General features: G+C 62.9%; 16 protein-coding genes. 1 reads left to right on the forward strand and 15 read right to left on the reverse strand.

The features are described 5' to 3' along the window. The 9 genes from EN925_RS06300 to EN925_RS06340 all read right to left on the reverse strand — a co-directional run. A partial coding sequence (locus EN925_RS06300) for an aconitase X (protein ID WP_128336414.1) occupies positions 1 to 529 on the reverse strand: 529 nt, incomplete at its 3' end. Between the two features lie 70 nt (positions 530 to 599). Then, positions 600 to 1,664 carry an ABC transporter ATP-binding protein gene (locus EN925_RS06305; RefSeq protein ID WP_127366982.1) on the reverse strand — a complete coding sequence of 355 codons (1,065 nt, stop codon included), beginning with the start codon at positions 1,662 to 1,664 and terminating at the stop codon, positions 600 to 602. Continuing rightward, positions 1,664 to 2,452, reverse strand: coding sequence for an ABC transporter permease (locus EN925_RS06310; protein WP_127369618.1), 789 nt, complete (start codon positions 2,450 to 2,452; stop codon positions 1,664 to 1,666). Before EN925_RS06310 ends, EN925_RS06305 begins: the two co-directional genes overlap by 1 nt. Next, on the reverse strand, positions 2,452 to 3,315 hold the full coding sequence (locus EN925_RS06315) for an ABC transporter permease (RefSeq protein ID WP_013530806.1): 864 nt from the start codon (positions 3,313 to 3,315) through the stop codon (positions 2,452 to 2,454). The genes EN925_RS06310 and EN925_RS06315 overlap by 1 nt, the downstream gene beginning before the upstream one ends. Before the next feature lie 64 nt (positions 3,316 to 3,379). Then, positions 3,380 to 4,441 (reverse strand): ABC transporter substrate-binding protein, encoded by a 1,062-nt coding sequence (locus tag EN925_RS06320; protein WP_013530805.1) that lies wholly within the window; start codon positions 4,439 to 4,441, stop codon positions 3,380 to 3,382. A 57-nt stretch (positions 4,442 to 4,498) separates the two neighbouring features. Further along, positions 4,499 to 5,470 (reverse strand): PfkB family carbohydrate kinase, encoded by a 972-nt coding sequence (locus tag EN925_RS06325; RefSeq protein WP_013530804.1) that lies wholly within the window; start codon positions 5,468 to 5,470, stop codon positions 4,499 to 4,501. Further along, on the reverse strand, positions 5,467 to 6,507 hold the full coding sequence (locus EN925_RS06330; protein ID WP_013530803.1) for an ADP-ribosylglycohydrolase family protein: 1,041 nt from the start codon (positions 6,505 to 6,507) through the stop codon (positions 5,467 to 5,469). The genes EN925_RS06325 and EN925_RS06330 overlap by 4 nt, the downstream gene beginning before the upstream one ends. A gap of 3 nt (positions 6,508 to 6,510) precedes the next feature. Further along, positions 6,511 to 7,236, reverse strand: coding sequence for a GntR family transcriptional regulator (locus EN925_RS06335; RefSeq protein ID WP_013530802.1), 726 nt, complete (start codon positions 7,234 to 7,236; stop codon positions 6,511 to 6,513). A 228-nt stretch (positions 7,237 to 7,464) separates the two neighbouring features. Continuing rightward, a complete protein-coding gene (locus EN925_RS06340; protein WP_013530801.1) occupies positions 7,465 to 7,734 on the reverse strand; it encodes a DUF982 domain-containing protein in 270 nt (89 codons plus the stop codon). Positions 7,735 to 7,818: 84 nt separating this feature from the next. Here EN925_RS06340 and EN925_RS06345 point away from each other — a divergent pair, with 84 nt between their 5' ends. Further along, a complete protein-coding gene (locus tag EN925_RS06345) occupies positions 7,819 to 8,076 on the forward strand; it encodes a hypothetical protein (RefSeq protein WP_013530800.1) in 258 nt (85 codons plus the stop codon). Positions 8,077 to 8,360: 284 nt separating this feature from the next. Here the strand turns inward: EN925_RS06345 and EN925_RS06350 are convergent, their stop codons facing one another. From EN925_RS06350 to EN925_RS06375, 6 genes are all read right to left on the reverse strand, one after another. Continuing rightward, entirely contained in the window at positions 8,361 to 8,615 is a 255-nt protein-coding gene (locus EN925_RS06350) for a DUF3309 family protein (RefSeq protein WP_348630084.1), read from the reverse strand. 230 nt (positions 8,616 to 8,845) lie between these two features. Continuing rightward, positions 8,846 to 9,499, reverse strand: a complete 654-nt coding sequence (locus EN925_RS06355) for an isoprenylcysteine carboxylmethyltransferase family protein (protein WP_245465016.1) — start codon at positions 9,497 to 9,499, stop codon at positions 8,846 to 8,848. Between the two features lie 214 nt (positions 9,500 to 9,713). Then, entirely contained in the window at positions 9,714 to 10,736 is a 1,023-nt protein-coding gene (locus tag EN925_RS06360; protein ID WP_127369256.1) for an ABC transporter substrate-binding protein, read from the reverse strand. After that, positions 10,729 to 11,496 (reverse strand): ABC transporter ATP-binding protein, encoded by a 768-nt coding sequence (locus EN925_RS06365; protein ID WP_063168554.1) that lies wholly within the window; start codon positions 11,494 to 11,496, stop codon positions 10,729 to 10,731. The genes EN925_RS06360 and EN925_RS06365 overlap by 8 nt, the downstream gene beginning before the upstream one ends. Then, entirely contained in the window at positions 11,493 to 12,254 is a 762-nt protein-coding gene (locus EN925_RS06370) for an ABC transporter permease (RefSeq protein WP_245465018.1), read from the reverse strand. Before EN925_RS06370 ends, EN925_RS06365 begins: the two co-directional genes overlap by 4 nt. A 92-nt stretch (positions 12,255 to 12,346) precedes the next feature. Next, positions 12,347 to 12,586 (reverse strand): YkoF family thiamine/hydroxymethylpyrimidine-binding protein (locus EN925_RS06375; RefSeq protein ID WP_206632791.1); only part of this gene is annotated, 240 nt, incomplete at its 5' end.

The following is a 12,586-nucleotide window of genomic DNA, read 5'->3' on the forward strand; positions in this document are numbered from 1 at the left end:
GATCCAGCCCCCAGGCCGGCGCACGTCCGGTCATGGCGCAGCACAGATCGATGAAATCGCCATAGCGGTTGGTGCGCGCGCCGATCACCGAATTGGCAAAGACGATGGCGTTGGATTCCCCCCAGGCGATCTGTTGGCCAAAGCTTGGCCGGAACCGCGTCTGGTAAGGCGCGCAAGTGAAAGTCGCCTGGCAGCCGAGCTCCAGATGCGCTTTCATCAGCCGGCGCGCCGGCACCTCTTCCGCCGCCGGCATTTTCACCATGCCGGGATGGATGAGATCGAACGAACCGACATTGAGCGTCGTCGGCACCTGCACGCGGCCACCGCCTTCGACCAGCCGCTCGACGAAGTCGAGACCGGCCTTGCCGTGGTAGAGACAGCCGTCGATATGGGCGCCGGCAATGTCGAGCAGGCTGCCCGCGCCGATCGCGTTGGAAAAGGCGACCAGGATTTTCATGGCAGCAGCCGCTGACAGGCCATGCTCGCCGTCGAGCATGGATCGGTCGCGTGCAGTCAGTTCCAGGGTCATCGGTATGCTCCGGGTCGTGCCCGTCTATGCTGTCCCTGATTGCGGACGGTCTGGCAAGACCCGGTGAGGATCAGTTCGCCGCGATCAACACCGTGCTTTCAGGCGACCAGCGCAGCACGACATCCTGACCTTCTGCCAGCCGTTCCATGCCGGTATTCTGCACAATCACTTTCAACGTCTGACCAGCACGCTCGACGAAATAGGTGCTGTTGCTACCGGCGAAGATGCGCTTGGAAACCTGTCCCTTGAGCATGTTGGCGTTGCCATCCGGTGCTCCGGCATCCCTGGCGATGCGGATGCGTTCGGGCCGCACGGCGCAGCTCGCCCTGGCGCCGGCGGCAAGCTTGGCACCCACACCAGCGGCAATCGCCGTTCCGTCCGCAAGCCTGATGCCATCGCCCGTGCTGTCGCCGCGAAAAATGTTGGCGTCGCCGAGGAAGGTGGCGGCGAACTCGCTCTTCGGCCTGTCATAGATCTCCTCCGGCGGCCCCTCCTGCACCAGCCTGCCGTCGCGCAATATGCCGATGCGGTCGCTCATCGTCAGCGCTTCTTCCTGGTCGTGCGTGACGAAGATGGTGGTGATGCCGATCTCGCGCTGGATGCGCTTGAGCTCGATCTGCATATCGACGCGCAGCGCCTTGTCGAGCGCGCCGAGCGGCTCGTCGAGCAGCAGCACGCGCGGCTTGGTGACGATAGCGCGGGCGAGAGCCACACGCTGCCGCTGCCCGCCGGAGAGTTGGTGCGGCCGGCGGCCACCAAGCTTGCCGAGCTGCACCAGATCGAGCGCGCGCTGCACCTCCGTTGCAATCACCGCCTTGGCCTCGCCGCGCACCGACAGGCCGAAGGCGACATTGTCGGCGACGCTCATATTGGGAAACAGCGCATAGTTCTGGAACACCATGCCGATGCGCCGCTTTTCGACCGGCACCCGCTCGACGCTCTCGCCGCCGATGGTGATGCGGCCCGAATCGGGAAAATCGAAACCGGCAATCTGGCGCAGCAGCGTGGTCTTGCCGCTGCCCGACGGCCCCAGCAGCGCGTAGAATCCGCCATCGGCGAAATCGATGGAGACATTGTCCAGCGCCTTGTGTGCGCCGAAACTGCGCGAGACATCAGATACCTGCACGCCGGCCATTATTTCTCTCCGCCGAATTTGAAGAACCGCGCCGTGAGCAGCATCAGCGCCATCGACACGACAATGATGATCGTCGAGACCGCATTGATCTCGGGCGTGAATCCTTTGCGGATCGCGGCGTAGATTTCCACCGGCAGCGTCGTCTGCCCAGGCGTCGCCAGGAAATAGGACACCACGAACTGGTCGAACGACACTGCAAACGCAAACAGCCCTCCGGCAATGACGCCTGGCATGATCCAAGGCAGCGTGACGCGCCTCGTTACCTGCCACTGGTTGGCGCCGAGCGAGCGTGCCGCCTCTTCCAGCTCCGGCGCGAAGGTCTGCAGCCGGGCCGAGACGACGACGATGACATAGGGCAGCGCCAGTGCGACATGGCCAAGCAGGATCGCATGCAGCCCGCGACCGATGCCGACGCCGAAAAAGAAGATCAGCATCGCCGTGCCGGTGATCAGCCACGGAATGGCGATCGGCGGAAACAACAGCGCCTGCAGGAATTTCTTGCCGCGAAACTCATAGCGATAGAGCGCCAGCGATGCCGCCGAGCCGAGCACGACACAGATGACGGTGGTGATGACGGCGATCTCGACGCTGTTCCAGGTGGCGGCGATCAGCTGGTCGTTCTGCCACAGCGAAGCGTACCATTCGGTCGTCCATTCGAACGGCAATTGGTAGAAGGGCGAGACGTTGAACGACATCAGCGCCATGATGATGATCGGCAGATAGAGGAAGGCGAGCAGCAGACCGATGTAGAAGCGGCCAAGCCATTCGAGGACGGGGGTCGTCGCCATCACGCGGCCCTCCGCAGCACCGGCGACGCCACCGCCAGGATGACCAGCACCACGGCCAGCAGGATGAAGGAAAGCGCGGCACCGAGCGGCCAGTTGAACACGGCGACGAACTGGTCCTCGATGACCGTGCCGTAGAAGGTGCCGGTGCGACCGCCGAGGATGCGCGGCTCCATGAACGAGCCGACGACGGGGACGAAGATCAGGGCCGCACCCGCGACCAATCCGGGCATCGACAGCGGGATGATCACCCGCTTCAGCACCTGTAGCCGTGAAGCGCCAAGCGAACGCCCGGCCTCAATCAGGGAGTCATCGATCGCCTGCAGCGTGAGATAGCAGGTCAGCACCATGTAAGGCACGTAGGAATGCACCAGCCCGATGATGACGGCTGGATAGGAATACATCAGGTCGATGTTGATCTTGAACGGCAGCACGGCGTTGAGCGCGGTGTCGAGAATGCCGCCCTCGCGCAAAACCATCGCCCAGGAAAAGATGCGCACCAGCCCGTTCGACCAGAACGGCAAGATGACGAGCAGGAAGATCGCCTCGCGGCTGCGCCCCTTCAGCACTTTGGCGAGCACGTAAGCGGCGGGATAGCCGATGACGACGCACCACAGCGTCACTTCGAGGCCAAGCCGCAGCGAGGCCAGCAGCAGTGTCAGATAGAGGCTTTGCGAGAAGAAGGTGGCATAGTTGCCAAGGGTGAATGTCCACGGCTTTCCCGACAGCGGCAGCTCGGTCATGAACGAGAAAAAGACCATGGCCGAGAGCGGCAGGAAGATCGCCACCGTCAGCCAGAGATAGGCTGGCGCCAGCAGCGGCAATGCCGATCTCAGCCCGCTTCGCGACGCTGTCGCAGCTGCCATGATACCCTCCCCCAGGATTGAAACGCCAGCCGGCGCGAACCGCCGGCTGGCCGGGATGTTGGCTCTATTTCACGTCGACCTTCAACTGCTGCCACAGCGCCAGATAGGCTTCGCGCTGGGCATCGGTGATCGGCGCCTGGAACTGGATGCGTTTGGCCACCTCGGGGTCGCCCATGACCTTGCGGTTGAAGGCATCCTCGGGCAGCGCTTCCACCGCCTTGGTGTTGGCGGAGACAGGAGCACCGACCTTGGTGACCCATTCGACGTAGAATTTCGGGTCGATCATGTAGTTGATGAAAGCCTCGGCGCCGGCGACGTTCTTGGCGCCGACCGGAATGGAAAACGCGTCGAGCCAGGCGACGGCACCCTCCTGCGGCACGACCAGAGAGACCGGCAATTTGAAATGCGTCTTGGCGCGATCGGCCGAGCCGCTCCAGTAGGTGCCGATGTCGATCTGGTTGGAGGCGACCATCTGGTTCCAGTCGTTCTCCGAACTCCAGAAGGTCTTGATCTGCGGCATCAGCGAGGTGAGCTTCGCCTTGACCGCATCCATATCCTTGATGTCGTTGATGTTCTGGCCCGTTGCGATGGCGCCGAACTGCACCGCTTCGACGGCATCGTCGCGAATGACGACGCGGCCCTTATGGGCGGCATCCCACATCTCGGCGATGCTCGTCGGCGGCTTGTCGAAGGATTTGTCGTTGATCGCGAGCGCGGTGAGGCCCCACACCCACGGCACGCCATAGACCTTGCCGTCATGGACGAGCATCGGCGATCCCGCCTTGTCCTTGCTGATGTCGGCGTAGTTCGGCAATTTGGAGACGTCGATCGGCTGGATCAGTTTGCCGTCCATCGCCTGGTCGTTGAAGGCGGCATTGATCATGACCACGTCGTAGAGACCGGGATTGGTCCGGATCTTGGTCAGCATTTCCTGTTCGGAATTGAAGAAGTCGTTGACGACCTTGTTGCCGGTCGCTTTTTCGAAAGCCTCCACCGCCCATGGTTCGTCGGCGCCGTATCCCTTCCAGTTGAGCACATGCACTTCGTCAGCCTTGGCGGCGAACGCGAGTGCGGAGGTAAAGACGGCAGTCGCCGTCAGCAGAGCAGTCAAGTCGGGCATGCGCATGGTTGGTTCCTCTCTGTGGGTTTGCCCGGTTCCCGGGCTTGTCAGGCTTTCCAGCTGTTATGCATTGGCCTTCTGTGTCCGGCCTGCTCCCGACGGATCGGCGGCATGGCTCAGGAATGTCTGGATTTGGTGGTCGGTCGGCGCCGACGAGCCGCCATGGCGGGTGACCGATATGGCCGCTGCCGCATTGGCATAGCGCGCTGCCTCGAAGGGCGGGATGCCGCGCGCCAGCGCGCTGACGAAAGCACCGATATGGGTGTCGCCGGCGCCATTGGTGTCGATGGCGGTGACCTTGAAGCCGGCAACGGTCTGCGCCGTGCCGTCGGCCAACCTGATATGGCAACCCTTTGCCCCGGAGCGGATGACCACGCCCGCTGCTTTCGGGCAGTGGTCGCCCAGCAGCCGTACCGCGAGGCCCTCGACATCGCCTGGGCCGGCAATCTCGGCGGCTTCCGTCGTGTTGCAGCTCAGCCATGTGGTGCGGGCAAGCACCCGCGACAGGATGGGACGCGGAATGTCCGTGATGACCGGCGTCGGGTCGAAGACGAAGGGAATACCTGTCGGCAGCGCCTCGATCCAATCAGTGAGCGCATCGCGACTCTTGGGGTAGCTCAGCGTGTAGCCGGAGGTGAACACCCAGTCACCCGGTGCCACCGCGACCGGCGCCATCATGTCGAGGCTGAGAACGCTCTCCGCACCAGGCCACGACACGAAGGTGCGTTCGGCGTCGCTCGAAATCATGGCGACGCAGTTGCCGCTGTCCATCACGGGCGATGGCGGCGTCAGTGTCTCGATACCCTCGGCTATGAACGCAGCGCGCAGGAAATCGCCATTGGGCCCGCTGCCGAGTTGGCCGCCGAACACCACCTGCATGCCGGTGCGGCTGGCCGCCACCATCATGTTGAAGCCGCCGCCGGCGACCTGGGCAAAGCTCGATGCCGTCTTTTCCATGCCGGGCGCCGGCAGGGCGTCGATGCGGTAGACATAGTCGACCACGGCACTGCCGACATGGACGAGACGGCCGCTCATTCCGCCGCGTCCTTGCCGGAACCGATTTTCGCCATCCTTGCTGCCACGAGATCGGCGGCGAGCGCGCGAACCTCCGACATGTCGAGGCCGACAAGCCGGGCGATATGCTGTTGCGGCAATCGGGAAAAACCGCTGCAGGCGCCGGCCATGCCGGCAGCGATGGCGCCGATCGTATCGGTGTCGCCGCCGAGATTGGCGCTGATGACGGCTGCTTGCCATGGGTCGCCACGCGCGACTTCCAGCACGGCGAAGGCCGCCGGAACGGATTCCTGGCTGGCGACGCCGGTGCCAACCAGATCGGTGATCAGCCGGATCGCATCCCTGATCGCCTTGCCGTGTACGATGTCTTGCGCCCAGACGATGCGCGCGGCGATGTCGCCGCCGGTCACCCAATGTCCGAGTGTCGCCCCTCGCCTCGCCGCCGCGACCGCGCTGGCGGAAGCGTCGCGCCAGCCACCGCCGGCGACGCCGCGGCTGACGGCTGCCGCAACGGCAGCGGCGGAGGCGATGGCAATCGAGGTGTTGTGCGTGGCCCGGCAGGTCTCAGCCACCTTGCCGACGAACCCTTCCAACGGTTCGAGCGGCATCATGATGCCGACCGGCGCGATACGCATCGCCGCACCATTGGTGTCGCCGCTGCGCCCCGCTTCCTCAGCCGGCACACCATTGTTGATGGCGTCGATGGCGCGTTTGGTCGATGGCCCCAAAAGGTCATAGCTGCCACGCGCCTTAACCTCGCGTTCCCAGTCGAGCAGCGCATTGACCCAGCGCGCATGGTCGAAACGGTCGCCGGATTCGACCAGGATGCGGCCGAGCAGCAACGCCTGCTCGGTATCGTCGGTGATGGTGCCAGCGGCCAGTCCCTTCGACACCGGATGATCCGGGAAAGGCTCGATGAAATCCTCGACATGGCCGTAAAGTTCGGCAATGCGAACCGGCGACAAAAGCTGCGTCGGCATGCCGAGCGCATCGCCCAGCGCTCCGCCGACAAGCGCCCCCATGGCGCGGTCAATAGCCTTGCTGGTTGCATCCGACATCGCTCAGAACCTCATATGCAGCGCAAAATGCGCCGGATTGAGCAGGCTGGTGACGTACTCGATCGGCCGGTCGTCGGCGGCGCGCGTCAGCCGGCGGCCACGCAGGAAAGGCGTGCCTTGCGGGCAGCCGAGGATGGCCGCATCCTCGGCATTGAGCATCTCGATCTCGACCCATTCCTCGCCATGGTCGGGAATGAGGCCGGCGACGCGCAGCGTCTGGTGCAGCGAGCCCTCGCGCAATCCGCGCAACGGTACGTCCTCGAGCTCGGAGGACAATGGCAACCGGCTGCGCTCGATGGAGATCGCATGGCCGTCGCTGGCGTTGGTGCGCACCCGGTCGACGGCGATGAAGAACGGGCTTTCGATGCCAAGCAGCGCAGCCAGATCGGGGTCTTCGATGACCTCCAGCCGCAGCGTCCGCGTCTCGGCATTGGCGCCGGCATCGGCCAGCGCGCGCGACCAGCCGATCGAGTCGTCGACCGGCTTGCCGTCGAAGGTGACGAACGAGCCGATACCAACCTTGGTCGTGATCAGCCCGCGGCTGGACAGTTCCTCGAGGCCTTTGCGGACCGTATTGCGGCTAACGGAGAAGCGCTGGACGAGTTCGTTCTCGCTTTGAAGGCGGTCGCCGAAACCGAGGACGCCGGAACGGATCTCATGTTCGAGGACGGTGGCGATCTGCTCGGGCTTGCCCGTGCCGGGAGACAGTTGAACCGCGCGCCGCTTCATAAGGGTACCTGTTCAATGAACCTGTATAATCCTGTTCAATACCGAGGCCCGGATGCTATGTCAACAGATGCCGAAGACTGACCAACAGGCAGCGAAATGTGCGGGATAACCGTGCAGGGCGTGCCGAGAGGCAGGTCAATAGCCCTGAAAAGCCGGTCGGCGATCGCCAAAAAGAGGCTACATCAAGGGGATGGAGCCAGATCCTGATTCAATTTCACCAGGGGCAGGCTACGGGATCGACACCTCACGCGGTTCGACGAGGATGTCCGCCTCGATAGCGGCGTTGATGAACGCCGCTCTTGCCGCCGAGACTTCTTTCTTTCCCTCGAGCACGGCCAGACAGGCCTTGCGGGCAACCATATGCTTTTGCCCGGTCGCAACCGGCCAGCGGTTCAGCAGGATGTCGGCAGCCTGAGCGACCCGCTCCACGTTGAAGATCGAGTTTCGCGATCGGCCGAGCGCAATCCTGACCGGCTCATCGAAACGCTGATCTTGCACGATGCCACTCCCCAAAGTCGGCATTCATCGATTCGCGGCCTTCAACCCCGAGCAATGTGATAGGTTCTGCGCCAAAGGTGCAAGATGTCCGATTCCAGTGGCCAGAAAAATCCCAGGCTGATCGTCGTGGTCGCGTTCGATCGCGGTGAGGATGGCGAGTTGTTCCCAGCCTTTGGACCCGCCGACCAGCAGAGCGAGGATCGCGCCATACGCACCGCCAGGGCTCTGACGGCAAAGCATTCCGGCGTCATCGCCTGGAGCCGTGAGGCCGATCCGACGCTGGGCGAATATGGTCCGCCGAACACGCTCTTCGTCAGCGGTGACGTGCCTGACATGGAGTAGTCGACTGGCGCCAGTATCTGAACGCCTCGCCCATAGGGTTTGATGCGAGCCGGTTTTCCCTCGCCAGCAAGCAAAAGCCCGCTACGGTGAACCGGAGCGGGCCTTGGAGGAGGACAAGGGGTGGGACCCTCTCCTCTTGTTTCCACGGGGGGGGGTGTGGACCGCAATGACCATACGAAAGTTTTGCAGAGTGCAGGATCACAAGCCGGCTTGCCTGCATCACAATCCGGTGCACGCCGACATTGGGGCGCTCACGAGATTGCGATCAGTTGGCGATAACTCGGCTAGATGCGCCCGAGTACGACAAGCACGATGACAATGAGCAGCACGAGCCCAAGGCCGCCGCCGCCATAGGAGCCGGCGCCGTAGGATTGAACGTCGCAGCTGCGATGTTCAAAAGACGAGCGCTCCAAAGGCCTACCGTTCCGCGATTGTGGCGGGCATCGCGCGGAAGAAGTCACGCCAGCAACAGAACAGCCATCCAGGTGATGGCAACCAGAATTTAATTCCGGCACGCCTGTGGACCGCAGAAAGCCCACCAGTGTGGCGGGCTTTCCGATCGGCCGGAGATGGCGAGAAGCCGATTGCAGAAGCAATTACGCGAGGTAGTGAGTTTCAGCTTCACAGAGAGAATACTGAAATTGAAGTGTGGTATATATATCTCAAAATTTCTGAAATAATAAAGTTGTAATATTAGTTTGCACAAACAATGCGCAGGTCTATTGACGATCAACGTTGCCAGTGTGGTTGCTGCGCGCCGGGGCGCTTGTCAAACGACGCCGTAGAACAGCCTGTAGTGGACGCGCTTCATATAGTCCCGATACTCCGGCGTGACGGCCAGCAGCGCCTCTTCACGCAGGATGCGGTGCACCTGGAAGAAGGTGATCACCGCGTAGACAGCTAGATTGTAGAAGGAAAAGGCCGATAGCAGGAACAGGACATGGCCGGCAAGATAGCCGGCATAGATCGGATGCCGTACCAGGCGGTAGGCACCGCCTGTCATCACGCCGCGATTGCCCGGCAGAATGGCGAAAGAACGCCCCAGCGATATCTTTCCCCAGATCACGAACCCCAACGCCAGGGCCTGCAGCGGCGCCGCAACATGGACCGGGATGATGGCCACGCCCGGCTCCAGGTCGATGAAACCGACACCGAAGCTGGCGATCACGGAGACAACCACCGTGAGCGGGTTCCAGTCGCGAACCTTCGGCCGACGCGACAGAAGCAGCCAGGTAAAGGTCAGGATCTCGGAAATCGCCACCAGCGCCACATTGATGCGCGTCGGGTCGAGCATCAGGTGATACACGCCGCGGTAGACGAACATGCCCGCGAAGGCCAGCGCGCAGATCCGAAAGAAACCTTCGCGCAAATCCACCAGGATCTCACGCTTTCGGGCTGCGGACAGAATCGTGCCGTCACTCACGTGCGAAAGCGCCTCGCTTTTTGATATCAGCAATGCAAACACCCCAATGATCCCTCAGGGCGACCTTTGCACGCAACCATTGCCGGGCAGTTAATCAACAAGATCAGATCGGTCTTAAACTGGCTGTCGGGGAGCCAGGGCGCCACTTCCAGACGACCTGCTCCACGCGGTCGCCCAGAAAGACTGACGACCCATGTCATTTGGTTTTGCCAGACTAGCTCAGATAGTCGTTGCGGAAATAGCTCCCGAAATCCGGGCGTCGAGCAACCAGCTTGCCGTCGGAATCGCGCAAAATGCCGGAGGCGAAGAGATAGTCGCCAATCGCTTCCATCTTGGCCGGATCCATCGCCCCGATGGCCCCGCTTTGGCTGCGTAGATAATGGCCGTCGATCAATGCCTTCAGCGAGGCGTGGATCAGCGCCGGATTGGTCAAGGCATCCTTGTTTGCAGCGATCAGCAGGGTTGCCGCATCGTCGGGGTGGTCGACAGCGAACTGGTAGCCGCGTCGCGTCGCCTGAACGAAGTCGGCCGCAGGCTTGGGATTGGCCTGGAGATAGGCTTCGCTCGAAGAGATCAGCGTCGTGTGCTCGTCAGGCACGCCATAATCGGCATAGACGAAGCTGCGCTGTTTGACGCCCCTGAGTTCGGCTTCGACACCCTCCCAGGTCGAGACTTCGAGCGTGAAATCGACCGACCCATTGGCCAGCGCCTCATAGGCTGAGGTGCCGAGCGTCACCGTCTCGAAATTGCCCTTGCCGCCGTCGTGGCGGATGATGGTCGATATCAGCGCGTTTTCCCAGGCACTGCCGAAGCCGCCATAGATCAAGCCGTCGAGGCTTCTTGGGCTTTTGATCTCGTTGCGTGCCGCATTGAAGACCACGCGGCCTGTTTCGGATTGCACCACCGCATAGACGCCCTTCAGATCCGCCCCGGCGGTTCTCTGGGTGAACAGGCTGATGGTGCCGTTGATGCCGAAATCGGCGACGCGGTTTGCGACCAGCGTGCCCGCACCGGTATCGCTGTAGGGCAGGATGTCGACCTCGAGCCCGGCTTCGCGATAAAACCCTTTGTCGCGGGCGACGAACAGTCCGATGTGGTTGGTATTGACCGTCCAGTCGAGGGCGACGGTGACCTTTTGTGCCGCCGATTGTGCTCGAGCCCGACCCGTCCCGGCAATCAAGGGAAGGCCGGTGGCAAGGGTCAGCAACAAGGCCTGCCGACGCGTCAAGTCAGTCATGATCGTGTCCTTTGGATGGATTGGGGTTGAGGATGATGTCGAGGATTTCGGCCTCGAGCGCGCTTGCCTGGCGCGCGGCATCGCCGCCAAGGCTGCGCGGGCGCGGCAACGGCACCCTGATTTCACGCACGATGCGGGCCGGGCGCGCCGACAGCACATAGATGCGGTCGGACAGGAACACGGCTTCGCGCACGTCATGGGTGATCAAGAGCGCCGTCCAGCGATGATGCCGCCACATCTGTTCGAGCCAGCGCTGCATGGCGGTGCGGGTCAGCGCATCGAGCGCGCCGAACGGCTCGTCGAGCAGGAGCATGTCGCGCTCCTGCACCACGGTGCGCAGCAAGGCCGCGCGCTGGCGCATGCCGCCGGACAGCTGCGCGGGAAAATGCCGCTCGAAGCCGGCAAGCCCGAATTCGGCAAACAACGGCGCAACGCGCGCCCGCGCCGCCTGTCTCCTCATACCTTGCACTTCGAGCCCGAGCGTCGTGTTGTCGAGGATGCGCCGCCATGGCATCAGCGCGTCGCGCTGCGGCATGAAGGCGAAGTGCCTTCCGTGGTCGTCGAGCCGCGCGCCGTCGAACAACATCTCGCCCTCGCCATGCTCGGCGCCGGTCAGAAGCTGGAACAGCGTCGACTTGCCGGCACCCGAGGGTCCAAGGATCGAGACGAACTCACCAGCGCCGACGCTGAGCGAAATATCGGCCAGCACGTCGAGCCCACCGAACGCCTTGTGCACATGCCGCAGTTCGAGCCGGCTCATCGCCAGGCCCCCTTCCCGGCAGTTTCCCTGCCGGCTCGCTCCCAGGGCATGGCAAGACGCTGCAGCAACACGGTCAACCCGAACAGGACAAGGGTCAGCGCCGCGCTGACACCGACGGCGGCAAGAACCAGATCAGGACGGAAATTGTTCTTGGCATTGAGCATGTAGATGCCCAGTCCCTTTGCGGCACCGGCATACTCGGCGAAGATGGCGCCGACCACCGCATAGGTGATGGAGATCCTCAACCCGGCAAAGAAGTAAGGCAGCGCCGAAGGCAGTCGCGCGAGCAGGAAGATGCGCCAGCGCCCTGCCCCCATGGCGCGCAGCATTTGCCCGATCTCGGCCTCGGTCGCCTCATAGCCTTCGACCAATGCGACCAGCATCGGAAAGAAGGTGACCAGCGCCACCAGCATGATCTTGGGCGCCAGCCCGAAGCCGAACCACAGCACCACCAGCGGCGCGACCGCCACCAGCGGCAAGGTCTGGCTGACGATGAAGACGGGAAACAACGCACGCCGCAGCGGCTGGAAGAAGTCGACCAGCATCGACAGCACGAAGGCGGCGCTGAGCGAACAGGCAAAGCCAAGAAGCGTGGCACGGATGGTCGGAACGGCATTGTCGGCCAGCGCCTCGCGATTGAGCATCGCTTGCTCGAAGACGCGTGACGGCGCCGGCAGTATCGTGGCCCTGATGCCGGAATAGGCGGCATAAAGCTCCCACGCCATCAGGAGCAAACCGGCCGAGATCATGGCCGGCATTGCCTTGACGAGAAAGCTCGCGATCGGGCGCGAAGCGACTGATGATGAGACCACGGGAGATAACCTTTGACGGCCGCGAGAGCGGCGCGGCTTCAGACGGCCGACGGGCTGTTGGCCGAGACCGTGACGTCGAGGGTTACGTGGCCAGCGCCCGGTCCGAAACGGCAGAAAGCCTCGTCCAGCGCCGAAAAGATCGCACCGGCGTCACCGCGCAGTTTCGTGCAGAAATGCTTGGAGCGCTCATAGACGCCGGACTGCTTGAGAAAGTCTATGCAGCCGTAGATCTCGTCCATGTGGTCGTCTGTGCCCATCACATAGAGCGAGAACTGCGC

Origin of the sequence: Mesorhizobium sp. M7A.F.Ca.US.006.04.2.1 (genome assembly GCF_004022915.1) — a bacterium.
GTDB lineage: Bacteria > Pseudomonadota > Alphaproteobacteria > Rhizobiales > Rhizobiaceae > Mesorhizobium > Mesorhizobium ciceri.